The sequence below is a fragment of the Alicyclobacillus acidocaldarius subsp. acidocaldarius DSM 446 genome, assembly GCF_000024285.1.
Lineage (GTDB): Bacteria > Bacillota > Bacilli > Alicyclobacillales > Alicyclobacillaceae > Alicyclobacillus > Alicyclobacillus acidocaldarius.
Genome location: NC_013205.1, coordinates 2,725,094 through 2,747,712 on the forward strand (window position 1 = coordinate 2,725,094; position 22,619 = coordinate 2,747,712).

Here is a 22,619-nt window from a genome sequence, read left to right on the forward strand (position 1 = left end):
TTCTCACGACTGGAACACGGCTGCTTCCGCCGCAGAATCGACGTCCTCGTCCTGTTTGGGCCACAGGCGAGACGCGAGAATCTCGAGCGACCTCGATTGGATGGGCACAATTGCCGACGCGAGCATGCGGCGCGGCGAGAATCCGATGGTGTCGGTGCCGCGGTGGCGCGGCGCAAGTCCGCTCGCCAGGAAGCGGCGCTCCAACACTTCACGGGCGCGCACCGCGTTGGCCGGGCGATCCGCACCGAGGAGCGCTAACACTTCGCGTGGCACGGGGAGGGAGAAATCTTCCACCACCGGCGGCTGCCCCAAGTCGCGGCGCGAGACGGATTCTAGCGCGCGGCGAAGTTCGCGCTCTGAGGTGAAGGTGAGGCGCAGGAGCGCGTACAGATACGGGATCCATGCAGGTGTCGCTTCGCCACGTACGTCCCGTGCGCCATCCTGATGCAAGACGCTCGGCGCATCGCCCCGATACGCTGAAAATGCCCATGCATAGTCGAGGATGCGAGCGTCCCGCGTCTCGCCGAACCAAAACGGCACGAGATGCTCCAAACGGGCGGCGAAGGGTTCCCGCCGACTGTGGAAGCCAATCTTGGACTTGAGTTTGGACTTGTCTTCAGACTTGCCCTCCTGATGCTTCCTGTCTTGGGCTCCCTCCGACTCGTCCTTGCGCTGACGCAAGCGTTCCTCGTCCAGCAGGCGGCGTTCGGCGAGCGTGAGCAAGCAGCGGACGAGGTCCGGGCTGTCGAAGGCAAGTCGCACGCGGGCGGACGGCATCTCCTCGTCGCTCACCCACTGCCACGTGCGGCGCTCATGCAGGACCACCGGTGCAAAATACTCGCGATGGCTGATCTCGCCCACATCCCGCATCGTGCCGATGGCGAGGCCGAGGGAAAACTCTGCCTGCTCCCTGGCATCTTGGGGCCAAGCTTGCTCAATCCATGCTTGTGACGCCAGCGCCAAAGGTTCGACGCGCTCGCGCAAGTCCGCCCGCCGCGACACCACGCGGTCTAGCTGCGCAACCGCCACGATGAGCTCGCGGACGCGGTGAGCGCCCCCGTGCTGGCACAAGTCGAACACGGCGTCCTCCACGCGGCGAAGCGCGGACAGCGCGGACAGCGGTGGCTCCTCCATCGACGGGAGGCTTTGAACTTGCGTTAACCAGCGGTCGAGATCGTCCAGGACGTCCGCTTCGGGGCGACGCCGAACGTGAAAGCGGCTGAGGGGCACGGCGTAATACATGCGCCCGTAGCGCTCAAGAAACGCATAGCGCTGGAAGCTGTCGACGCCGCGGTCGATGCCGAGCTCCGCGCACGCGCGCGCGAAGTCGACGCCGGTGCGCGCAGGGCGCCAGCCGACCGACATGAGCCGTGAACGGACCTGCGCCCGGCCCTCTTGGAGAAATTGCTCGAGCTCGGGGAGGGACGCGGGGCGGCGCCAGAGCGGCAGCCACGTCTCCGCGCGCGCCTTTTGGCCCTCATCGGACACGCTCATGGCGCCTTGACCCCCTGAAGCCGCCCGAACCGTGAACGGATACGTGAAGTCGGTGTGCTGGCGGCCAAACTTGCGGGCAGCCGCTGCGGAGAAGAGGATGCCGCCTTCGAGCGAAAAGATGAAGTCCCACGGATTGACGCGGCGACTCGCTTCGAATCCCGGGCCCGCGTTCGGCCCGCCGTTTTGCCCTGGCTGGAACTGGCCAATGGACACGTTGAGAAGGCCGTTCACCGGTTCCTCGAACAGAGCGGCGCGGAGCAGCCGCTCGGCCACATCGGTCGGCGTCCCATCCGGCTGGAACATCTCCCGCAATCGTTGCATGAAGTTGTTCGTGAACTCGAAGTTGCCGTCGTTGCCGCCGGTGCCGTAGATGGGCGCAAACCCCAAGCGATCGGCCGTGATGGCAGCGACGGCGTCCAGCCACTCCACCGCTTCGTCTGGCAGTTCGGCCCGCAGACGCGCGAGGAGCGCAACTTTATCCTCATCCTTGGGTTTGTCGGTCAGGGGCGTGCCCGCGAACACGCGATCCACGGCTTGCAAAGCGTCTCGATAGGGTCGAAACCGTTCCCCGCTCGTGTTGCGGAGCCAGTCCACCGGCTCCCTGTTCTTTCCGCGGATGAAGCCCCCGCCCCCGTTCCACGGCGCCATGATGGGCGTGGGCCGGTAGGTGCGCAGGAAGAAATCGACGAGTTGATCTGGCGAGAGTTCGGTTTGGATGCAGAAGACGTCTTGGTGCCAATAGCCGCGGACATCCGGATCGCGCTGCTCAGCGAGTAGGCGCAAGACGGCCATCGCCTTGAGATACCCGGCCATAGGCACCGGGCGACAGCCGTTCAGACGTATTTCATGGTTCACGCGATTCCACCTCCTCCCTGCGCGACGCGCGGCCATCCGCCACGCGCAGAAGCGCCTCGTACCAAGCGAGTCGAAAGGGACCGTACGCCTGAAGCAAGCGCTGCACGCCTTCGGTCCAACTCTCCCTGCCGCGCTGATCCCTGCCCATGTGCATCACGGAAAGGCTCAGGCGCACCTGGGGCCAATCGCCGAGCCCTGGGATGGGATACGCCTCGAGCTCATCCCCTTCCCAGACGCCGCGCGCGAAGGGCCTGCCATCTGCCGGAGCCTGCTCCGTTGTGCTCGCCCGGATTTGGCCGCGAATTTTTCCATGGTGCGCCGCGATGAGATAGGCCACAAGGCGGGTGCGAAGGTCGTTAACCGCTTCGGGCGCCACGGCATCGAGGTATGCCAAGGCAGACGCCAACTCATGGCGGAAGCCGCGAATGTTGCGCGCCTTGCGGGCCGGATCGTTCCGCGTTGCCACGGCGACCGGAGCGCCTGCTTGAGCGGTGGCATCGCCATCCTGCGTCGCGGGTGGCGTCTCTTGAGCTTCCGCTGGATTGGACGAAGCATGGGTCGACAACAGCACGCGGTAGTCGGGCATCCGTCCAACCTGCGTGCCACTCTTGGCGAGAAGCTCGGCGTCGTGAGGGGGATACAAGTTGCCTCTGTCCGTGTGACCGTATCGCTCCCGGTACCCCGCTTCGCCGAGCATGGCAAGCCGCAGCTTCGCTTGAAAGAGAGGATGGCGTTTGCCGGCATCGTGCCAAAACGCTGCCTCGCGCAGGGCGTCAGCCATATCTTCACCGCCCGCGAGATGGTGAAGTGCCTGCGCTTCGCGCACGACATCCACCGTGTGCGCCGCCAGCGTCACAGGGCGCGAAGGTGCTGGACCGTTGTCTTCCTCGGCGTCTTCCGCGTCCTCTTCGGACGTGGGCTTCAGCTGGACGGGATGGGATACCTCGGCCCAGCTGTCGGGATCAAAGCCCAAGTGCGGATCATACCCTCCGTGTTCTGCACGCAGGAGGTACAGCCAGCCGGGAAAGACCCGCTGTTCAAACACAGGATCAAAACGCCCAAAGATGGAATTCCATGTGTAGGCCACGCGGATCTGCTCGGCGCCGCGCACCTTCCGCTTCCGCTTGAGATAGTCCTGCAGCCTGGAGAGCGGCACGCGGCACACGTCCTCCTCCGACACTTCCCGCAGCCCCTCGGGCGGGGTCGAGCCTTCCCATGTCCCCCAGTACACGGACACGGTACGGTCTTCCACCTCGCGGATGAACGGAGAGACGTCGATGTCGTTTCCGCTGAGGTCCGGCGTCGTGTCGAAGAGCTGCAGGAGATCTCGCCGCCGGAGGACGCGACCGAACGTGAGCGGTTCGACGTCGCGCGGGAGATGCACTGGCCCCACGTCCCTAAGCTGGACGAGTTGGACGCGGGCTTGCTCGAGGGAATCTGGTGAATACGGCAGACAAGCCTGCTCGTCCGCGACGTCCACATCAATCCAGTACGCTCTGGCCGACGCGCGCGTCCCCGTGCGATTCAGCCGTCCGAAGCGCTGCACCAGGCTCGTCCAAGGCGCGAGCTCCGTGACCATGAGGGATGCGTCGAGGTCCATGCCGGCCTCCACCACCTGCGTGGCCACGAGGATGGCACGCCTGTCGCTGAGCGTGCGCGCTTCTTCAGCGAGCCAAGCGCGATCCCGTCCGCGAAACTGGCCGTGGACGAGGCGAATGTCCTCGTCCGGCATGACTTGGCGCAGCGCCTGAAACACAGCCTGTGCGCGGTTGACGCGATTCAGAACGATGAGTGCGAGTCCATCCCGCGGACCCTCGGCGGCAAACCAACCGGCAAGTTCTTTCGCGTACGCCGACGCATCTTTGATGAGCGGTCCGCTGAGCTTCACCGGACAGCGATGGATAGGCTTAGGCGCCATGAGGCGCCGACTCAGCGCTTGTCGATCCGCCTCATTGAGTTCCCAGACCTGAAGCTCTCGCCCGGCATTGCGCACGTCCACCGTCTGCAGCCATTCCGGCGAGGCGGTGGCGGACATCCAGAGCGTGTGCGCAGGGCCGAACGTGCCAAACTGCTCTCGGAAGGCCTGCAGCTGCGCTGTCGTCGCGAGGCCATCACCAAACAGCTGGACCTCGTCCACAATCCACTGGACGTCGTTGTGCAGCATTGCAAACTGAAGCGGCCAGCGGAAGCGGCTCACGCCACCGTAGCCGCGGTTCAGCGCGCGAGAAAGGATCTGATCCTGCGTACCGATGAGGATCCACGGTTTGTCAGGCTCGAGATCCCAGGCGTGATCGACCGATCCGCCCATCAGCACCGAAAGACCGATTTCCCCCTCCAGGCGTAGCCTAGACAGCCAGGTGCGGGCCGTATCGGCGGTCTGGGAGACGAGCGCCCGCTGCGGCAGGACGTACACGAGCCGCATCCCCGTTTGCGAGCGCAGCATATCTCCGCCGTACTTCCTGCGCCACGCCCACGCGAGGATGGCGCCGGTCTTGCCCGCACCGGTCGGAATGCGGAGCAAGTCCGGCCACGCAGGGGCGGTGGCCAACCGGCTCTGCCACGGATAAGGGGACGCGCCCGTGGCTTTCATAAAAAATTCAGAGAACTGCATTGGCGTCACCTTCTTAGACAGTATTCAATTGTTAAGGAACAAACCGAATTTGAAAGAACATCATCCCAAAATATAGCTAATTTAGCAGACTCCTCTATGAGGTTTCTTGAACAAGAATAAGAGTGACTTTGCAGGACTGCGTTCCGGCAGGTATGCGGAGTTCCGCCACTTTCATTCGGATTGAATGTTCAACCTCTTTTGAATCACCTCCAATCTGTGAGACGTAACAAAAACTCAGGGGGGGCACTGGATCGAACTACCACAATGTGTGTTACGAGTACTGCCCAATCACACGTCCAAGATAGACCAAAAGGCGCGAGTCGTCAATAGCTCATAAAAGTATCTAGAAAGTTTTTTGTGCGACACGCCGGCTTACTCTGTGTAATCTGCTTAACTGGGGTTGTTCACTGTGCTGGAAACGTCCGCCTGTGATATCCAAGATCACGGACGCCATGGACAGTCGGCACGGGACTTTTGTGATTGATCGATAAAAAGTGTCGACGCCAAGGTAACTACACAAATTGACACTTTGTGCTCCACGACGTAGCATACAGGTGAGAGGTCGGGCCCATTTGAAGATAGATTCGTTTATGAGCTGAATGTGTACGAGGACATGCATCTCCCGACCTCTCATGATCGTTCTAAAGATCCGGAAGTCGTATAGATCCGGAATATGTGGCGATCTTTTGACTAACTATTCAGAATAGGCATAAGGACACCCGTTTAAGGCATGGGGAGACGGGCTAGAGCAGCAAGGCGAATGGCCACATCGACCGACGAGCCCGCGACACCGCAGTGAAGCCCCAGTCCAAAGCTGCGAGTTTCGCCCATCTCGTCTTCACACGGTCCACGGCGAATCCAGATGGAGTCCGAGATCCTTCCCGAGCACCACTAGGTTGTTTCGCGTGAAGTCCTGTGTCCGATAGATGCGCACGCTGTCCTCGTCGCGCCGGATCACGTCCCCAAGCCGGTGCACCAGTTCCACGTAGCGCGTTTGGTCCAGGACGCACTCGAACACCGACTTTTGTACGCGCTGGCCATATCCCTCACATGCCTGCGCGATGCGTCGAAGACGCCTCTGCCCTTCCTTCGTATCCGTGGCCACGTCGTAGGTCACGACATAAAACATACCCTTGCCTCCTCAGCCTCGGTAGAGAAACGGCGTGTAGCCGAGTGCTGGTGAGCGGATGGCGCGAGCGAGTAGCCTCGCCTGCACGTCAAGCAGCCGTCCGTACGCGACCGGCTGTTTCAGTAGGGGATGCTCGATCTCGACCTGCTTGCGCCTGTCCCACTCGGCGAAAAGGGTCCTCCTTCCCGAATCGGTGAGTTCCACCGCCCCTCCTGGCAGAACCTCGAAATCGGAAGGCTGCAGTTGGCGGCGATTGAAGAGCGACAGCATCACGCGATCGGCCAAAATTGGGCGCATTTCCTCAACCAGATCGAGCGCGAGCGACGGGCGGCCCGGGCGCAGCGTGTGGAGAAAGCCAATCTGCGGATCGAGTCCCACGCCAAGCAGCGCGCTCTCTGCGTCTCGCGTGATGAGCGCGTAGAGGAAGGACAACACAGCATTGACGGGATCACGCGGAGGCCGTCGATTGCGGCCGTCAAACGACAGTGCGTCGCGAATGGCCGGAGCAATCAGATGTCGCAATGCCATGAAGTACCGGCGTGCGCTCGCACCCTCGACACCGCGGATTTCGTCGGGATGTGAGGCCGACGGGAGCTTGCGAAGCTCACGTCCGAGATCGCCCGCCACCTCGCGGACGAAAGAACGGTCTGCAGGAGCAGTGAGATCGCGCGCGGCCTTTAGCACGAGTTGACGCTGGTTGTGGACTTTACCCGCGACAATCGCGCGCATGATCGTTAACGATCGTTCGGGAGAGCGGGCCGCCTCATGCTGCGCGGTGCGCAGGAGCACATTGCCCGACATCCGACCCTCAATGCGATACAAGAAACGTCCTCCCCGCGTCATGCGAACGACGGACCGCCCCTCGGCGGCGCAACGCTCCAGGAGCGGACTCGTGAACGACACGCGGCCGATGCCGACGATGGAATCCACCATGTGCATGGGCACGCGTAGAAGCGTTTCATTCTCCAACGTGACGACTACCGTGTCCTGATGCACGCGGACGATGGCACCTTCGCGCTGGACGAAAAGCGTTTTCAGGATTACGGGCGGCACGTCGTTTCACCTCCAAGGTCTTGTTGAATCATGTTCCAAAACGTGACATCTGATGGACGCTTGGACCATTGCGGAAGACACGCAGGTTGAAGAGAACAGTGGACGCAACGGCGGTCTGCCACGGGCGCCGGAATGTCGTTGCGCTGCAGCATGTCGCGCACCCGCGCGATCACGTCAATGGTCTTTAGACGCAGCGCGTCGTCCACGAGTACGCGCGACCTTCTGTGGCTCTGGATATGGAAGATGGCGCCTTCGCGAACCGGAGTGTCGAACATCTCTTCGAGGCAAAGCGCCTGCGCACACAGTTGGATGCATTGCGCCAGGCTGCGTCGCGCCTTGCCATGCTTGAATTCAATGGGATAGGGCGTTGCACCATGCCACTCGACGACGTCACATCGACCGATGAGCCCCAGGCGGTCCGACCACACGCGCATGCCCGTGATGACCTTGTATCCCCTCGCAGAAAACACGTGGTCTTCGTCGACACGGCGGTGCAGAAGATGACCATTTGTGGTCAGCTCGTTATCCAGAAAGGTTTGCTCAACGTGGATGAGCGCGCACTGTCTCGGACAGTAGGCGTAGTGTTGCAGAGCGGAAATGGGTATCAGCCATTCGTCGTCCTCCATCGCGAGTCCCTCCTCGTGCGCCTATCGTCTTCTTTGATAGACACAGTATTGCCGTTTGCAAGCGGGGACATACCCGTTCAGTGGTCACGACTGGCACACCCGAAGACATGGATTACAAAACAATGCATGTAAGGGTGGTGAATGACGTGAGGTGAATAAGCGGACCCTATGAAGCGAGAACGTTCCGCGAACCTGGATCGATGGCGAAAACCCCGGAGGTTCGCGATTTCCACAAAACCCGCACCACATCTGGACTTTTGCGCAAGCACAAGGTATGATGGAAACGTCATGGTGGGAGGAAATGTAGCGGGCACAAAGAGGTTCGCGATTTTCGCCCGGCAAGCCGCGCCAGAAGCGGACTCGTAGCGGAAACGTTGTTCCGCCGAGATCGTCGGCGGCCCCATTGAAGCCATTGCAAGAATCACCCAATCGTTTTGAGCGCAAATGTTGTTCCGCCGAGATCGTCGGCGGCCCCATTGAAGCTCGGATCGAGATGCGCTTCGCGCGCGAAGGACCGCGTTGTTCCGCCGAGATCGTCGGCGGCCCCATTGAAGCATGCACCGTCTCGAAACCTCGACGTTCACTCACCGTTGTTCCGCCGAGATCGTCGGCGGCCCCATTGAAGCATATCATCCGCCAGGAACGCGAACATATCATCCTGGTTGTTCCGCCGAGATCGTTGGCGGCCCCATTGGTGCGCCCGCCGACCGCCTCAACCACCTCGTGAGCCCCCGCCCCATCTAAAAAGGCCGCTCCGCATCGGAACGGCCTTTCTGTGCAAACCCATCTCACCGATAGACGTCTCCCCCGCCGGCCCGGAACGCCTCCGCCTTCTCGCGCATGCCTTCGGCAATCGCCTCCTCAAGCGCAAGCCCGCGCTCTTGTGCGTACGCGCGTATGTCCTGCGTGATCCGCATGCTGCAAAACTTCGGCCCGCACATGGAGCAGAAGTGCGCGGTCTTCGCGGGCTCCGCCGGCAGCGTCTCGTCGTGAAAGCTTTCGGCCCTGACGGGATCGAGCGCGAGATGAAATTGATCGCGCCAGCGGAATTCAAACCTCGCCTTGGACAGCGCGTCGTCCCAGTGCTGCGCCCGCGGGTGGCCCTTCGCCACGTCGGCGGCGTGCGCGGCGATTTTATACGCGATCACGCCCTCCTTCACATCGTCTCGGTTCGGCAGCCCAAGGTGTTCCTTCGGTGTGACATAACACAGCATCGCCGTGCCGTGCCACGCGATCATCGCCGCGCCGATGGCGGATGTGATGTGATCGTAGCCCGGCGCGATGTCCGTCACGATGGGCCCGAGGGTGTAAAACGGTGCGTCGTGACAGAGTTCACGCTCGCGGACGACGTTCTCCTCAATCAAATGCATCGGAATGTGCCCGGGGCCCTCAATCATCACCTGAACGCCGTGCGCCCACGCGCGCTTCGTCAACTCCCCGAGCGTCTCGAGCTCCGCGAACTGGGCTTCGTCGTTCGCATCGGCAATCGATCCCGGCCTCAGGCCGTCGCCAAGCGAAATCGAGACGTCGTACGCAGCCAGAATCTCGCAGATCTCGTCGAAGTGGGTGTAGAGAAAGTTTTCCTTGTGGTGCGCCAAGCACCAAGCGGCCATGATCGATCCACCTCGCGAAACGATGCCCGTGACGCGGTTCACCGTCAGCGGGATGTACCGAAGCAAAACGCCCGCGTGGATGGTGAAATAATCGACCCCTTGCTCCGCCTGCTCGATGAGGGTGTCTCGATACACTTCCCACGACAGGTCTGGAATGCTCCCGCCCACGTTCTCCAGCGCCTGATAGATCGGCACGGTTCCGATGGGCACGGGTGAGTTGCGCAGGATCCACTCGCGCGTCTCGTGGATGTGCCTGCCCGTCGACAAGTCCATCACCGTGTCGGCGCCCCACAGGATGGCCCAGCGCATCTTCTCAACTTCTTCCTCGAGCGAGGACGACACAATGGAGTTCCCGATATTGGCATTCACCTTCACGTGAAACTTTCGCCCGATGATCATGGGCTCCAATTCCGGGTGGTTGATGTTGGCCGGAATGATGGCCCGTCCGCTCGCCACCTCCTGGCGAACAAACTCGGGATCCATCCCTTCGCGTATAGCCACGAACTCCATTTCGGGCGTGACCATACCTCGCTTCGCGTAGTGCATCTGCGTGACGATCCGGCCGGGTTTCGCGCGCCGGGCTTTACGGCGGAAAGGGAGGAGCGTCGGATCCACGTCGGCCGGCCGAGTCGGTTCTTTCCACTCGGTGTCTCCGCGCTCGTCGATCCACGTCGCGCGAAGCGCCGGAAGGCCGCGGTGTGGATCCACGGCGACATCCGGATCCGTGTACGGACCGCTGGTGTCATACACGCGAAGAGGAGCGTTTTCTCGAAACCCTGAAGACGTGCGCGTGGGCTCCAGTTCGACTTCTCGCATGGGGACGCGTAAGTCCGGCCGCGAACCGGAGACGTACACCTTCCGACTCGAAGGGAAATAAGGGGCAAAACCTGTGCTCATCACGATTTACCCTCCTCGTACGGGAGGGGCGGATGGGGCGCCTGATTGCCCTGACCTTTGGGGATTCGCAGGGGTTTTGCGCTTCGCGCGACAGGACAAGCATCCGCTCCAAGCGGAACGCTCGAACCTACGAACCTGTCGCACAAGCGCTCTGTTGTCGTTGTCTGCACGCATTCAGAAGTCCCTACGCTGGCATTACCCAGATCAGGTTCAACGGTCGGCAGCTCCAAAGCCGCCCTCTCAGCCCGGTGACACCGAGCTCCCGTGTGTGCAGATTTCATGTTCATCATAGGACTTGTATGCAGCAGGAGCAAGTCACATTCCGAAAGCTCGGAGAATACAAAAAGGCCGCGCACGGAACTCGCGCGCGACCCAAGTGGATGCTACGCTTACGAAGCCTTCGCCTCCACCTTTCGCGTGTTGGCGCGTTCGCGCCTCGGAGAAATAAGGAGATAGACGATGCCCGTGACAATGGGCGCTGCGTACGCCGAGACATCCGCTCCCCCGAACCACGCGTTGGTCAGCGGGCTCTGCCACAAGGCGCTGTTGACGGACAGGAACGTCGCCACCGCGCCGATGACGAACGCGATGATGGCGCGCCAGTTAAAACCGCCGTTGTACCAGTACACGGACCTCGGAGACGTGTCGACGAGATCGTCCGCGGCATAGCGCCCACGGACCACGAAGTGGTGGACGATGTAAATCGCCGCCCACGGACCCATGACCGTGATCATGAGGTCCAGGAAATTCTCGAAGAAGTCGACGAAGTTGTTGGAGAAAAACAGGGCGTAAATGCCAATCGCCGTGCAGATGGCGCCATCCAGCGCGACCGCGAAGTGGCGCTTGAGTCGAATTCCCATGGACAAGAAGCTCATGCCGGAGCTGTAGGCGTTCAGGTAGTTGGCACAGATGTCGCCGAGCACCACCACAATCAGAAACGGAATGGCGGCCCATTCCGGAATGGCCTTCGCGATGGCCATGACGGGATTCTCGGAGAAGGCCTTGGCGTTGATCATGGTGCCGAGCACCACGCCGAGCCCCATCATGATGAAGTTGGCAAGGCCACCGCCGAGGAAAGTCGCCCACACCATCCGGCTCGTCTTGGTCTCCTTCGGCAGATAGCGGGAGTAGTCAGCTGCGAAGTTCGCCCAACCGTAGAACGTGCTCGCAAGTCCGACGGAGAGGGCGAGCAGGAACGTGGGGAACACCCCGTGCGCAGCCAGCGCGCTCGCAGGCGGATTGAAGTTCCATTTGACGTCAGGCAACACAGCGAAGAGCACGAGCACCGTGCAGGCCGCCAGGATGACGGCCAAGACGCGCTGCATGACGACGAGCGTCGCGTGGCCCAGGATCGGCACCAGATACGTGAGAAAGAGCGTGATGACGAGCGCCACGAGCGTCGGTCCAACGCCCGTTGACGGTAGGCCGACGTACTGCGCGAGGCTGAGCATCGCCCAGACGGTCAGGACCATGGTCACGCTCTCCCAGCCGACGGCAGTGAACCAGCTGAAAAACGCCGGAATTTTGCCGCCGTGCACGCCGAACGCGGCCCGAGAGATGGTGAGCGTCACCGTGCCCGCGCGCGGACCGGTAGCCACATAGAGCCCGAGTGCCGCAAACGACATGGAGCACAGAAGAACGATGAGAAGGCTCTCCCAGACGTTCAAACCGAAGACGCCCGTGAAAAGCTGCCCGGTCACGACACCGGTAAACGTCAGGACTGCGGCGAACCATACGTAGAATAATTCGCGCGGCATCCCGTGCCGATGATGTTCCGCGATGATGCCGTTGCCCTCTGTTTCGAGCCGAAACGCCTCGTCGACCTGCGCCGTTTGACGAAGCTCGTCCGCGGTGGCCATGGGCCGAACTCCCCCTCTTGTTTGGTGATGAAAACAGAAAAGACCTCGGGCGACCGAACCCGGTGGTTCGTCTCGCCATGAGGCCGTTGACGGAGAGATCGGGCACGATGCGCCCACCGGCGAGCCATGGATCCCCAGCTCGCGGGGCAGCCAATCGCGGCACCGCTCTATGACAACGGCCTCGTAGCGCAAGCGATTCTCGGTCGCTTGGTAGAGACTGCCGAGCCATATTCCCGGCATTATACGAGGCCTTTTGGATCACACGCCTAGTGTATCGAGCGAGGACACGCGAATCAATGGAAGATATCTCACACAGGCGGCGAAACGGTCACGTTTGTGCAATTGTTACAAATTCGACACGAGGGATTCGTTGGGCCGATCTTTTGACGTGATCGTCAAGTAGCCGACGAGGACGACGATGCAGAACGTCGTGGCGAGCGCCACGGCCCCGCGCCCCAAGCCCAGTCCGCCGTACGCTTTCTCGACGCCCAACCAGTCCGCAAAGGACGCGCCAAGCGGCCTCGTCATGACATAGGAGAACCAAAATGCGAAGACCTCATTCATGCCGCCCCAGCGCTTGAGTACGAAAGGCCCGCCGAAGAGCGCGATGAACAGGATGCCGGAGGCGAAGTAGCCGAGATGAAGCGTGGTGGCCGTCATGTCGCCACACGCCGTGCCCATGGCGAAGGTGGCAAGGACCGCAGCCCAGTAAAACAGTTCGCGCCGCTTGGTCACGATGCTGTGAATGTCGAGCGTGCGTTCCACGCGGTACCAGGTGATGAACACAGCAGCCAGCAGGATGGCAAACGCCGTGGTCGAGGCCCAGTAGGACACGCCGAGCACGATGTGGATGGCGTCGGCGACCATGGTGCCAAACACGGCCACCATCGTGACGAAGGCCCAATAGATGTAAGGGACATATCGCTTGGCGCGGTATTGAAGCCAAAACGCAATCCCAAACGCGATGGCGCCGAGCACCACAGCCAAATACTTGTTGACGTGCAAGACCAAAAAGTCCGAGGTCGCTTCTCCCATCGCCGTCGTGAGAAGCTTCACGACCCAAAACCACACGGTGATCTCAGGCACTTTGCTGACCAAAGGCCGTATGCGCCGCGTACTCACGCGCGCCGTGGACATGCCGATCCCTCCTGTGTGCGCACCGAATGCGCGCCATCCGTTACCCACGGTGATGGACGCCGCGGCGGCGAAACAGGTTCAACGCGATCGCGGCGCGAACAGCGCGAGCACCTCCGGCGCATATCCTCGCCGAGCGCCCTGGCAGCTAATGGCTCGGCGAACCTGCAGTTGTCGACACTCCGCGCGGCGATACGCTCGCTCCGTGAAGGGCGTCAGGTGGTTGGAGATGAGCACCGGGATCCCGCGATCGGCAAGCTCCTCCGCGATGCGGGCGAGATCGCGCTGCTCCGCTTCTCCGAAGCCCTGCGCCGCGTACTGGCGGAAGTTTGCCGTTTTCGAGAGCGGGACATACGGTGGATCGCAGTACACGACGTCGCCAGGCTCAGCCATGCGCATCACCTCTCGGAAGTCGACGCACAAAAACTCGGCGCGCCTGGCCTTCTCGCAGAAATACCGCATCTCCCGCTCGGGAAAATAGGGTCGCTTGTATCGGCCGAACGGCACGTTGAAACGCCCTTCCGCGTTGTACCTGCAGAGCCCGTTGTACCCGTGCCGGTTCAGGTAGACAAACAGGGCGGCGCGCCTCACGAGGTCGCGCGAGGCATTGAACTCATCCCTGAGCGCGTAGTACACCTCCGGACAGTTGTTCTCGGGCACAAACAGGCGCCTGCACGCCTCGATAAACGCCTCTCCGTGCAGGCTCAGCACGCGGTACAGGGCGATCACGTCCGCGTTGATATCCGACAACACGTAGGCGTCGTAGCTGGTATTCAGGAACACGGCTCCGGAGCCGACAAACGGCTCGATCAACCTCCGGCCAGGCGGCAGCGCACGTTGGATGTAAGGTAGAAGGCGGTATTTGCCCCCCGCCCACTTCAGAAAAGGCTTCATGCCCGCCGCCTCCCCTCGCGGCCGCACCAGGCGGCTCATCTGCTCCTCATTCTAAACGGAGTCAGATCCGCCGTCTACCGCAAGAGGAAACGGAGATCGATCTCGGCCAAGGAGTGGATCCCGGCCGAGATCGATGGCCTCATTCCACGTCATATCCCGCTTCCTCGACGGCGGCCCGAATCGCAGAAACGGGCGTCGAGTCGGCGTGCGTGACCACGGCCTCTCCTTTCTCCAGGCTCACGTCCACCTTGGAGACGCCCTCGACAGCAGTCAGCGCGCGCGTCACGGAGCGCACGCAGCCGTCGCAGGTCATACCTTTCACGCGCAGGGTTGTCGTTGCCATCGTGTCACCTCCTCTCGCCGGGGGATGATGCCGCTTCCGCTCACAATTTCGTGAACTGTCGAAGCACCTGAATCAGCTCGTCCACCTTTTCTTCTTCTCGATCCCGCTCCCGCAGCGCCTCGGCCACGCATCCGCGCGTGTGCGACTCCAGGATAGAGAGCCCCACCTGATGGAGCGCACTTTTCACGGCGGCAATCTGGACGAGAATGTCCACGCAGTAGCGCCCGTCTTCCACCATTTTCTGCAGCCCGCGCACCTGACCTTCGATGCGCCGCAGACGGCGGACGAGATCGGCCTTCATCGGCTCGTAGCTGTGCGTATGTGCGTGTGACTCTTCCACGCTTTGACCTCCCGGTGTTCAGCAGCGGCGTGTACGGAATACGTGTTCTCCCAAGGCGATTGTATACGAAACCCCTGTAAGGTATCCAGCCCGGCGATGCACAATGACGCACGCGCCCCCCGACTGTGACAGGCGCTCGACGAAATTCGTGAGTCATCGACAGGAACAGGTTGTCCTTCCTCGCTGAATGGGTTATGCTAGCGTCAACATACCGAAGCCAGTACGGCATCCACACATGGTGCCCTCGCGAGTTTCGTCTTTGCGAGGTGGGGCCCATGGACATCCTCAGCGAGATACGGCACCCAGACCTGCCCCCGAGCACGTTCTCAATTGCGAACAATCTCCATGTTTCGACCCGCACTTGGCAGCACACGCATCCATGGAACGATGGCCGGTCGCCACACATCCAGACCAAGCAATGAAAAGATGCTTTGACACAACATGTATAGATATACAAACTTCATAGTTTTGATTCGTTTCTTTCCTTTTCATCTATTCTTTGATACAATCGCACACAAACGAACCCCTAGGAAAGGATGGTGGGTCGACTTTCCTTCGACCAACCGGATAGTTCGACCGCATGACGAATGTAGGTGGACGTGACGAGATTTACAATTGTGAAAGGGGACGAGGGGCATGGCCAACCTGGAGTATACCCTGGCCGAGAGCGGCACGATTCACATTGCGGAGGACGTGATTCAGACCATCGCGGGCGTCGCGCTGTCCGAAATTGACGGCGTGGCGAAGATGGCCGGTTCCGCGGTGAGCGGCCTTGCGGAGCAAATCACGGGCCGGCGCAACCTGACGCGCGGCGTGAAGGTCGAGTTTTCGAACGAATCGCAGGCCTGTATGCTCACCGTGCAAGTGGTTCTTCGGTATGGTTATCGGATTCCTGAGGTTGCGGCGCGCATCCAGGAACACGTTCAGTCGTCCGTCGAGCAATATACGGGGCTTCGCGTGGCCGCAGTCCACGTGCACGTCGTGGGGCTGTCCCTTCGAGACGAAGACGAGGAGAGCGAGGGATTTGGCTTGCCGGGCAAAGTATCCAATCTGATTCAGCAAGGCACGGATTTGGTGAAGCAGGGCTACGACACGGCGAAGAACAAGGTGCAGTCCGCCGCACAGGCGACGAAGGACGCGGCCGCTGAGGCCATCGGAACGGCGAAGGAAAAGACCCAGCAGGTCGTGGACGCGGCGGCGGAAAAGGCACAGCAAGGCGTGGAGGCCGTGAAGGACGCGGCACAATCTGCATACGAGACGTCCAAGGACGCTGCTCAGCAAGTCGCCGAAGCCGCGAAGGACGCGGCGGATCGAGCAGCCGACAAAGCCAAGGACCAGTTGCACGAGTAGCGCGCGACATGACGCTTGGGGGGGAATGAAGGTGAACCTGTTTGACCGCTTGCTCCTATTCATCCTGTCCGTCTTGGCCCTGGTCCTCGGCGTCGCCGTGGTGCTCGTCGGCGCGGCCGTCCCCATCGGCTGGGTCCAAATGGAACTCACTCGACAGCCGTACAACATCGTGACGATGGTGGTAGGCGTCGTCACCGCCCTCATCGCCATCCGATTCCTGTTCTTCCGGCGGCGGCGGGATCCGAAGGTGGACTCCGTGATGGTTTCGGGCGATCACGGCCCAATCCGCATTACGTATGACACGCTCATTCAACTCGCCAACCGGCGAGGCTCCCAGCTGCGGGGTGTGTCCACCTTTGAGACCATCGTCCACCAGGGACAAGGAGGCTTGATCCTCACGCTGCGCATGCGCGTTCTGCCCGACATCGACATCGCCGCACTCGCCAAGGAGGCGCAGAACGCGGTGAAGTCGTACCTTGAAGAGACGACGCACGTGCCTGTGGAGCGCATTCTCGTTCAGGTCACGGAACTCGGAGACAATAACCGATCCATGCGGGTTTGGAGTGGTAGCGGTGCGTGAGACCCTGCGAGACGCTTGGGAATGGTTCGCGAACCTGCCGCATCGGTATCATGGCCTCATGTTGGGCGTCGCCGTGTGGGTGATCTGGATGATCGTTGGATTCTGGCGGATGGTGTTGCTCGCCGTGCTCGTCGCGCTCTTCTATGGGTTTGGGCGCATCTGGGAGCAAGAAGGATCCGTGGCGGGCATCGCGGAACGCCTGCTGGCTCAGTTGGCCAACCGCAGACGTCCCCGCGACGACATGTGAGACACAGCATACAGAGACGAAAACGCCGCCGAGTCATGGCCCGGCGGCGTTCCTCATCCAAATCCGGAGCTGTTCAGCGGTTGGTATCGCCGAAGTCGACGCCCTGGACGTACACGTGAATCTGCGTGTTGTCCATACCAATGTACCGATTGAGCGCGTCCGCCACTCGCTCCTGCACGTTGACTGCCGTATCATAGATGTTCACGCCGTACTGCACGATGATGTACAGACCAACCTTGACGTCATCGCCGTTTGGCCCAATTTGGACGTCCACGCCGCGCTCCAGATTCTCGCGCCTCAGCACTTCGTTCAGTCGGTCCATGACCTGGCGGCGCGGGGCCATGCCTGCCAACCCGGGGCATTCCAGCGCGGCCATACCCGCGATCTTCGCGACGACTTCTTCCGCAATCTGCACCTTACCCAGGCTGGTCTCCACCGTCTTCGGCATCCTATCACTCCTACAGGATTCATAACTTTCCTCTATTGTACCATGTATTTTGGCATGTCGCAAAGGATTTTTCTCCGACTTCAATCCAGCGCCCGTTCATCGAAATCTTCCGGCACGTGCGGCGAAACTGTGCTACAATGAGAGCCACATGCGAATGCCGACCACATCGCGGCCACAGAGGGGATTTTCATGAACGACGCGCTGCGCCTGAAAATCTGCGATCTTCTTCACGAAAACGCCAAACTCAGCGCCGAGACCATCGCACGCATGCTCGGCGAGACGCCGGACGTGATCGAAAGCACCATCCGAGAGCTCGAGGAGGAAAAGGTCATCCTACGCTACTCGGCCGTCGTCAACTGGGATAAGCTCCCTGTCAATCAGGTGACGGCCGTGATCGACGTCAAGGTGCTCCCCCAGCGGGAGGTCGGCTTCGACGCCATCGCGCGCAAGATCTACCGGTTCGACGAGGTGAAGTCCGTCGCCCTGATGTCGGGGGGCTACGACCTTCAGGTGACGGTCGTCGGGCGAGATCTCCGTGAAGTGTCCCGGTTCGTTTCCGAGAAACTGGCGACGCTCGAAAACGTCACATCCACGGCGACGCACTTCCTGCTCAAGACGTACAAGTCGGATGGCGTCATCTACGACGACACAGATGGAGAAAGGCGACTGATGATCACGCCATGAGCACGCTGTATGACCGTTTGTCGCCCGTCGTTCGCAACCTTCCCCCGTCTGGCATCCGCCGCTTTTTCGATCTCGCCAGCCAAATGCAGGACGTCATCTCGCTCGGCGTGGGCGAACCCGACTTCGTGACGCCTTGGCGCGTTCGCGAGGCGTGCATGTATTCGCTGGAGCAGGGCTACACCACGTACACGCCCAACAGGGGGCTCCCGGAACTGTGCGTCGAGATCGCCAAATATCTCACGAAGTTTGAGCTGGCGTACGATCCGTCTCACGAGATTCTTGTGACGGTCGGCGGAAGCGAGGCTATCGACCTGGCGCTTCGCGCGCTGGTGTGCCCGGGCGATGAGGTCCTCATCCCCGTGCCCACGTATGTCAGCTACAAGCCGTGCGCGCTGCTCGCAGGCGCGGAAGTGGTGGAGCTGCCGACGTACGCCGAGCACGGCTTTCGCCTCACCGGGGACGCGCTGGAACGAGCCATCACGCCGCGGAGCAAGGTGCTCGTCCTCTGTTTCCCGAACAATCCGACCGGCGCGGTCATGGACAAGGCGGACCTCCAAGCCATCGCGGACGTCGTCCTGCGCCACAATCTGTTTGTGGTGTCCGACGAGATTTACGCGGAGCTGACCTACGGCGGCCAGCACGTGAGCATCGCCGCGCTTCCGGGGATGCGGGATCGAACCGTCCTGGTGAGCGGCATGTCGAAGGCGTACGCCATGACGGGCTGGCGCATCGGCTACGCGGCTGGGCCGGAGCCCATCATCTCGGCCATGCTCAAGATTCACCAGTACACCATCATGTGCGCACCCCACATGGCGCAGCGGGCCGCGCTGGAAGCGCTCCGAAACGGGGACGACGAGCGGGATCGCATGGTGGAGAGCTATGACAGGCGGCGGAAGCTCATTGTCGCAGGTCTGAACGAGATCGGGCTGCCGTGTCACGAGCCGCGGGGCGCGTTCTACGCGTTCCCTGACATCCGCCCCACGGGGCTCACCTCGGAGCAGTTCGCCGAGCGCCTGCTCCTCGAGCAGGGCGTGGCCGTGGTGCCTGGCAACGTGTTTGGCGATCCCGGCGAGGGGTTCGTCCGGTGTTCGTACGCCACCTCGGTGGAGCTCATCGAGGAGGCGCTGCGGAGAATGCGCGCATTTGTGCAGAACCTCGCGTATCACCCGGTGAGATAGCCATTTCGGATGAGCCGGGGCCTGGGGCCGCCTAGCGCGGCGGCTCCGGTTCTTCGCCTCTCACACCGTCTCCTGGACGGGAATTGCCGCAGGGCGTTTCACGTCGCGCGCGAGCAGGGCACCCGTCACGCCGACCGCGGTGAACAGCACAGGGATGAGCAGGCCAAAGTGAAACCCGAGGGCGCGATCGCCCGGAAACTGGTCGAGGACCACGCCGAACAGCGAAGGCAGGAGTACGGCGCTCACAAAACCGCCCATGTTGGCGAAGCCAGACACCACGCCCACGCGCTCCACCGGAAACGTCTGCCGAACGATGGCGAACGTCAGGGAGCTGCCGCCGTTGCCAAAGCCAATGAGGGCAAGCAGGACGGGCACAAGGCCAAACCACGGGCGCATGCCGCTCGCAAACCATACGAGCCAACTGAGGAACGTGACGGCGTGCACGAAGGTGTAGAGACGCTTCACCTGGCCAAATCGGCTTGCGAGCCAGCTGGTGAGCGGCCCGCCGACCATCGCGCCCACGAGCCCCAGCATGACGATGGCGCTCGCAGCCGATCTCGCCATGTGAAACACCTGCATGAAATAGGCCACGCCCCACGATCCCATGAAGCCGACATACGTGCCCACGAGCCCAAAATGGCACATGGCGAGCGCATACGCCTGCCGCGACGTGAAGGTCTGCCGGATGGCCTCGCGGACGCTCGCCGGTCGCACCGGCTCGCCGGCCCGCTTGACGTCGCCCTCAAACATGCGCTTCGGCCGTTGCACCAGGACCACGTATAGCGCCCCGCAAAGTCCGAACAAGATGAGGCTCACGCCCACAAACAGGCTGCGCCATCCCCAGGCGTGGATCCAGAGCGCGTAAGGAACCGTCGCCGTGAGCGATCCGAGCCCCGCCGCGACGCCGATGATGCCGAGCAGCGCGACGAATTCCTGCGCACGAAACCACAGGTTGATGACGGCGACCAGATTGACGAAGATGGTCGCGTCCCCCACCCCGACGAGAAATCTGGCCACAAACAGCACCCAGGCGTGCGTCGCCACGCCCGTGAGCAACGTGCCCAGTGCATTCGTCAGCGTTCCGAAGATCAAGAATCGGTTCGGCCCAAACCGATCCGCCAAGAGGCCAACCGGCACCTGTAAGAGCGCGTAGGCCAAGAACTGCACGCTATCCATCAGGCCCAGCGCGCCCGCCGAAATGTGAAATTCGCTCATCCACGAATTGGTCACCAGGCCCGGCGCCGTCCGCTGGCTGACGATGAGGTAGTACGCCGCGAGCGCCGTGAAGAACACCACCCACCGATACGGGCTTTCCTGACGGGTCAATGTCGTCACTCCCCCGATAAACGAGAGAAAACGGAGGCAGATGAGGTTGCCTCCGTTCTCCGATCTTCCGAGGTCCATTGTATCGCGCAACAGGCCGGATCAGCCAGCCGCAGACGACATCAATTGCGCATCGTGCTGATGTCGATCACGAATCGATACCGCACGTCCGACTTCAGCACCCGCTCCCACGCCGCGTCGATCTCGTCCGCCGAGATGACCTCGATCTCGGGCGTCACACCGCTCTCAGCGCAGAAATCGAGCATCTCCTGCGTCTCGCGGATGCCGCCGATGCAGGAGCCCGCAAACGTGCGGCGCTGTGCGATGAGCGCAAACGCGTTCACCTCGAGCGGCTCCGGCGGCGCGCCGACGTTGACCAGAGCGCCATCCGTCTTCAGAAGGCCCAGATACTCAGTGATGGGGATCTTCGCCGACACCGTGTTGATGATGAGATCGAAGCGTCCGGCGAGCTGGCGGAATGTCTCGGGATCGCTCGTCGCGTAGTAGGCTTTCGCGCCGAGGCGCAGGCCGTCCTCCTTTTTCCGCAGGGACTGGGAGAGCACGGTGACCTTCGCCCCCATCGCCTTCGCGAGCTTCACGGCCATGTGACCGAGCCCCCCGAGGCCGACGACGGCGACCTCCTTTCCCGGGCCCGCCTGCCAGTGGCGAAGCGGCGAGTACGTCGTGATGCCCGCGCACAGAAGCGGCGCCGCCTTGTCCAGAGGCAGCGCATCCGGGATGCGGAGGACGAAGTCCTCCTTCACCACGATGTGCGTGGAGTAGCCGCCCATGGTGTACTGCCCGTAGCGGTCGACACTGCCGTACGTCTGGATGTTGCCCTTCACGCAGTACTGCTCGTCGCCGCGCTTACAGTTCTCGCATTCGCCGCACGAGTCGACCATGCATCCCACGCCGACGCGATCGCCCGGCTTGAACTTGGTCACCTGGCTGCCGACCTTCGAGACGATGCCGGTGATCTCATGCCCGGGCACGAATGGATACCGCACCTCGCCCCACTCGCCGCGGGCCGAGTGGATGTCGGAGTGGCAGATGCCGCAGTAGTGGATTTCAATCAGCACATCGTCGGGCTGAAGCTCCCGCCGCTCGATCTTGATGGCATGAAACGGGCTCTCCTTGCTCAACACGCCGCGAGCCTTGACCTGCATCCCTTCGACCTCCTCTGCCGATTCGAAACAGATGTGCAATAAGCTTCGTCCGTGTATGATTGTAGCGTAGACATCCTCCTTCGCCATGGACAGATGGAAGCCGAGTGCGCATTAGTACTCACGCTCACCGCGTTTGTTTCGTATCTCAACGGAGAGATGCACACCGAGGAGGGATTCGGTTGGACCGGCGCGTGCAGAAGTCGCGGCAGGCCATTCGGGATGCCTTTGTGGCTTTGATGAAGGAGAAGGATTTCGACCACATCACCGTGCAGGATATCACAGAGCGCGCAAACGTCAGTCGCAAGACCTTCTACCTGCACTTCCTCGACAAATACGACCTGCTCGATCGCGTCATGGAAGACGCCATTCGCGACATGGACGAGTTCGGCCAATGCGTCTCCGAGCTCGATTGGGTCCCCGCCACGGAGCAGTGCTTTCAGTACCTGGCGGATCGATACGATTTCTTCGGCACCATGCTGACCCAGGCCGGCGCTCCCTACTTTCGCCGCCGCTACGTCGAGTCGTGCAAGGCGTCCTTCACGCGGGAGATCCGGCGCGTGGTGGGAAGGGATCCGCTGCCCGAGGAAGACGCCATTCTGCAGTTTGTCGTGAACGCCTACGTGGGCACGGTGGAATGGTGGCTGCAGGAGGGGATGCCGTATCCGCCTCGGGTGATGGCGGATCGGATTGGGCGAATGCTCGAATCGGTATACACCCAACTCCCATCCCTCGCCGAAAAGCCCGCGTCGCCGCGCGAGACGTCGCAGGTGCGTCCCGCGTAAAGCAAGCGCCCCG

Annotated in this window: 20 protein-coding genes, 1 CRISPR repeat array and 2 riboswitches; of the genes, 6 read left to right on the forward strand and 14 right to left on the reverse strand. The window is 61.7% G+C overall.

Annotated elements, in window-relative coordinates; all coding sequences use genetic code 11:
• Positions 1 to 3 precede the first annotated feature (3 nt).
• The 11 genes from cas8g1 to AACI_RS13180 form a co-directional block, all read right to left on the reverse strand.
• Positions 4 to 2,349, reverse strand: coding sequence for a type I-G CRISPR-associated protein Cas8g1/Csx17 (gene cas8g1 / locus AACI_RS13130; RefSeq protein WP_012811885.1), 2,346 nt, complete (start codon positions 2,347 to 2,349; stop codon positions 4 to 6).
• Positions 2,339 to 4,960 (reverse strand): type I-G CRISPR-associated helicase/endonuclease Cas3g, encoded by a 2,622-nt coding sequence (gene cas3g, locus AACI_RS13135; RefSeq protein WP_012811886.1) that lies wholly within the window; start codon positions 4,958 to 4,960, stop codon positions 2,339 to 2,341. The genes cas8g1 and cas3g overlap by 11 nt, the downstream gene beginning before the upstream one ends.
• Positions 4,961 to 5,798: 838 nt before the next feature.
• On the reverse strand, positions 5,799 to 6,089 hold the full coding sequence (cas2, locus tag AACI_RS13140; protein WP_012811887.1) for a CRISPR-associated endonuclease Cas2: 291 nt from the start codon (positions 6,087 to 6,089) through the stop codon (positions 5,799 to 5,801).
• Between the two features lie 12 nt (positions 6,090 to 6,101).
• The gene (gene cas1c / locus AACI_RS13145) at positions 6,102 to 7,142 is read right to left on the reverse strand and encodes a type I-C CRISPR-associated endonuclease Cas1c (protein WP_012811888.1); all 1,041 of its coding nucleotides are present in this window, start codon (positions 7,140 to 7,142) and stop codon (positions 6,102 to 6,104) included.
• A complete protein-coding gene (gene cas4 / locus AACI_RS13150; protein ID WP_012811889.1) occupies positions 7,130 to 7,768 on the reverse strand; it encodes a CRISPR-associated protein Cas4 in 639 nt (212 codons plus the stop codon). The genes cas1c and cas4 overlap by 13 nt, the downstream gene beginning before the upstream one ends.
• Positions 7,769 to 8,141: 373 nt before the next feature.
• A CRISPR array of direct repeats spans positions 8,142 to 8,466; the repeat unit is 37 nt; unit sequence GTTGTTCCGCCGAGATCGTCGGCGGCCCCATTGAAGC.
• 90 nt (positions 8,467 to 8,556) lie between these two features.
• Positions 8,557 to 10,278, reverse strand: coding sequence for a phosphomethylpyrimidine synthase ThiC (gene thiC, locus AACI_RS13155; protein ID WP_012811890.1), 1,722 nt, complete (start codon positions 10,276 to 10,278; stop codon positions 8,557 to 8,559).
• A gap of 163 nt (positions 10,279 to 10,441) precedes the next feature.
• Positions 10,442 to 10,554: riboswitch (TPP riboswitch) on the reverse strand.
• A 113-nt stretch (positions 10,555 to 10,667) separates the two neighbouring features.
• Positions 10,668 to 12,137, reverse strand: coding sequence for a purine-cytosine permease family protein (locus AACI_RS13160; RefSeq protein WP_012811891.1), 1,470 nt, complete (start codon positions 12,135 to 12,137; stop codon positions 10,668 to 10,670).
• 164 nt (positions 12,138 to 12,301) lie between these two features.
• A riboswitch (purine riboswitch) is annotated at positions 12,302 to 12,404 on the reverse strand.
• Between the two features lie 78 nt (positions 12,405 to 12,482).
• Complete coding sequence (locus AACI_RS13165) at positions 12,483 to 13,274, reverse strand: COG4705 family protein (protein ID WP_012811892.1); 792 nt, start codon at positions 13,272 to 13,274, stop codon at positions 12,483 to 12,485.
• 78 nt (positions 13,275 to 13,352) lie between these two features.
• Positions 13,353 to 14,204, reverse strand: coding sequence for a Dam family site-specific DNA-(adenine-N6)-methyltransferase (locus tag AACI_RS13170; protein WP_012811893.1), 852 nt, complete (start codon positions 14,202 to 14,204; stop codon positions 13,353 to 13,355).
• Positions 14,205 to 14,304: 100 nt separating this feature from the next.
• On the reverse strand, positions 14,305 to 14,508 hold the full coding sequence (locus AACI_RS13175; RefSeq protein WP_012811894.1) for a heavy-metal-associated domain-containing protein: 204 nt from the start codon (positions 14,506 to 14,508) through the stop codon (positions 14,305 to 14,307).
• Between the two features lie 40 nt (positions 14,509 to 14,548).
• Entirely contained in the window at positions 14,549 to 14,848 is a 300-nt protein-coding gene (locus AACI_RS13180) for a metal-sensitive transcriptional regulator (RefSeq protein WP_008339676.1), read from the reverse strand.
• A gap of 636 nt (positions 14,849 to 15,484) precedes the next feature.
• On the opposite strand from AACI_RS13180, the gene AACI_RS13185 reads away from it, so the two are divergent.
• The 3 genes from AACI_RS13185 to AACI_RS13195 are packed head-to-tail and all read left to right on the forward strand — an operon-like array spanning position 15,485 to position 17,025.
• Complete coding sequence (locus tag AACI_RS13185; protein WP_012811895.1) at positions 15,485 to 16,198, forward strand: Asp23/Gls24 family envelope stress response protein; 714 nt, start codon at positions 15,485 to 15,487, stop codon at positions 16,196 to 16,198.
• A 31-nt stretch (positions 16,199 to 16,229) separates the two neighbouring features.
• Positions 16,230 to 16,778, forward strand: coding sequence for an alkaline shock response membrane anchor protein AmaP (amaP, locus tag AACI_RS13190; RefSeq protein ID WP_012811896.1), 549 nt, complete (start codon positions 16,230 to 16,232; stop codon positions 16,776 to 16,778).
• On the forward strand, positions 16,771 to 17,025 hold the full coding sequence (locus tag AACI_RS13195) for a DUF2273 domain-containing protein (RefSeq protein WP_012811897.1): 255 nt from the start codon (positions 16,771 to 16,773) through the stop codon (positions 17,023 to 17,025). Before amaP ends, AACI_RS13195 begins: the two co-directional genes overlap by 8 nt.
• Positions 17,026 to 17,098: 73 nt before the next feature.
• Here the strand turns inward: AACI_RS13195 and AACI_RS13200 are convergent, their stop codons facing one another.
• Complete coding sequence (locus tag AACI_RS13200) at positions 17,099 to 17,473, reverse strand: Asp23/Gls24 family envelope stress response protein (RefSeq protein WP_012811898.1); 375 nt, start codon at positions 17,471 to 17,473, stop codon at positions 17,099 to 17,101.
• Between the two features lie 189 nt (positions 17,474 to 17,662).
• On the opposite strand from AACI_RS13200, the gene AACI_RS13205 reads away from it, so the two are divergent.
• Positions 17,663 to 18,157, forward strand: coding sequence for an Lrp/AsnC family transcriptional regulator (locus tag AACI_RS13205; RefSeq protein WP_012811899.1), 495 nt, complete (start codon positions 17,663 to 17,665; stop codon positions 18,155 to 18,157).
• Positions 18,154 to 19,335: an aminotransferase class I/II-fold pyridoxal phosphate-dependent enzyme gene (locus AACI_RS13210; RefSeq protein ID WP_012811900.1), complete on the forward strand. Its 1,182-nt coding sequence runs from the start codon at positions 18,154 to 18,156 to the stop codon at positions 19,333 to 19,335. Before AACI_RS13205 ends, AACI_RS13210 begins: the two co-directional genes overlap by 4 nt.
• 60 nt (positions 19,336 to 19,395) lie before the next feature.
• Here AACI_RS13210 and AACI_RS13215 read toward each other — a convergent pair whose 3' ends face one another.
• Both AACI_RS13215 and AACI_RS13220 read right to left on the reverse strand, forming a co-directional pair.
• A complete protein-coding gene (locus AACI_RS13215; protein WP_012811901.1) occupies positions 19,396 to 20,661 on the reverse strand; it encodes an MFS transporter in 1,266 nt (421 codons plus the stop codon).
• A 119-nt stretch (positions 20,662 to 20,780) separates the two neighbouring features.
• On the reverse strand, positions 20,781 to 21,824 hold the full coding sequence (locus AACI_RS13220) for an NAD(P)-dependent alcohol dehydrogenase (protein WP_012811902.1): 1,044 nt from the start codon (positions 21,822 to 21,824) through the stop codon (positions 20,781 to 20,783).
• A gap of 179 nt (positions 21,825 to 22,003) precedes the next feature.
• Between AACI_RS13220 and AACI_RS13225 the strand changes: the two genes are divergently transcribed.
• Positions 22,004 to 22,606: a TetR/AcrR family transcriptional regulator gene (locus tag AACI_RS13225; protein WP_012811903.1), complete on the forward strand. Its 603-nt coding sequence runs from the start codon at positions 22,004 to 22,006 to the stop codon at positions 22,604 to 22,606.
• Positions 22,607 to 22,619: the final 13 nt, after the last annotated feature.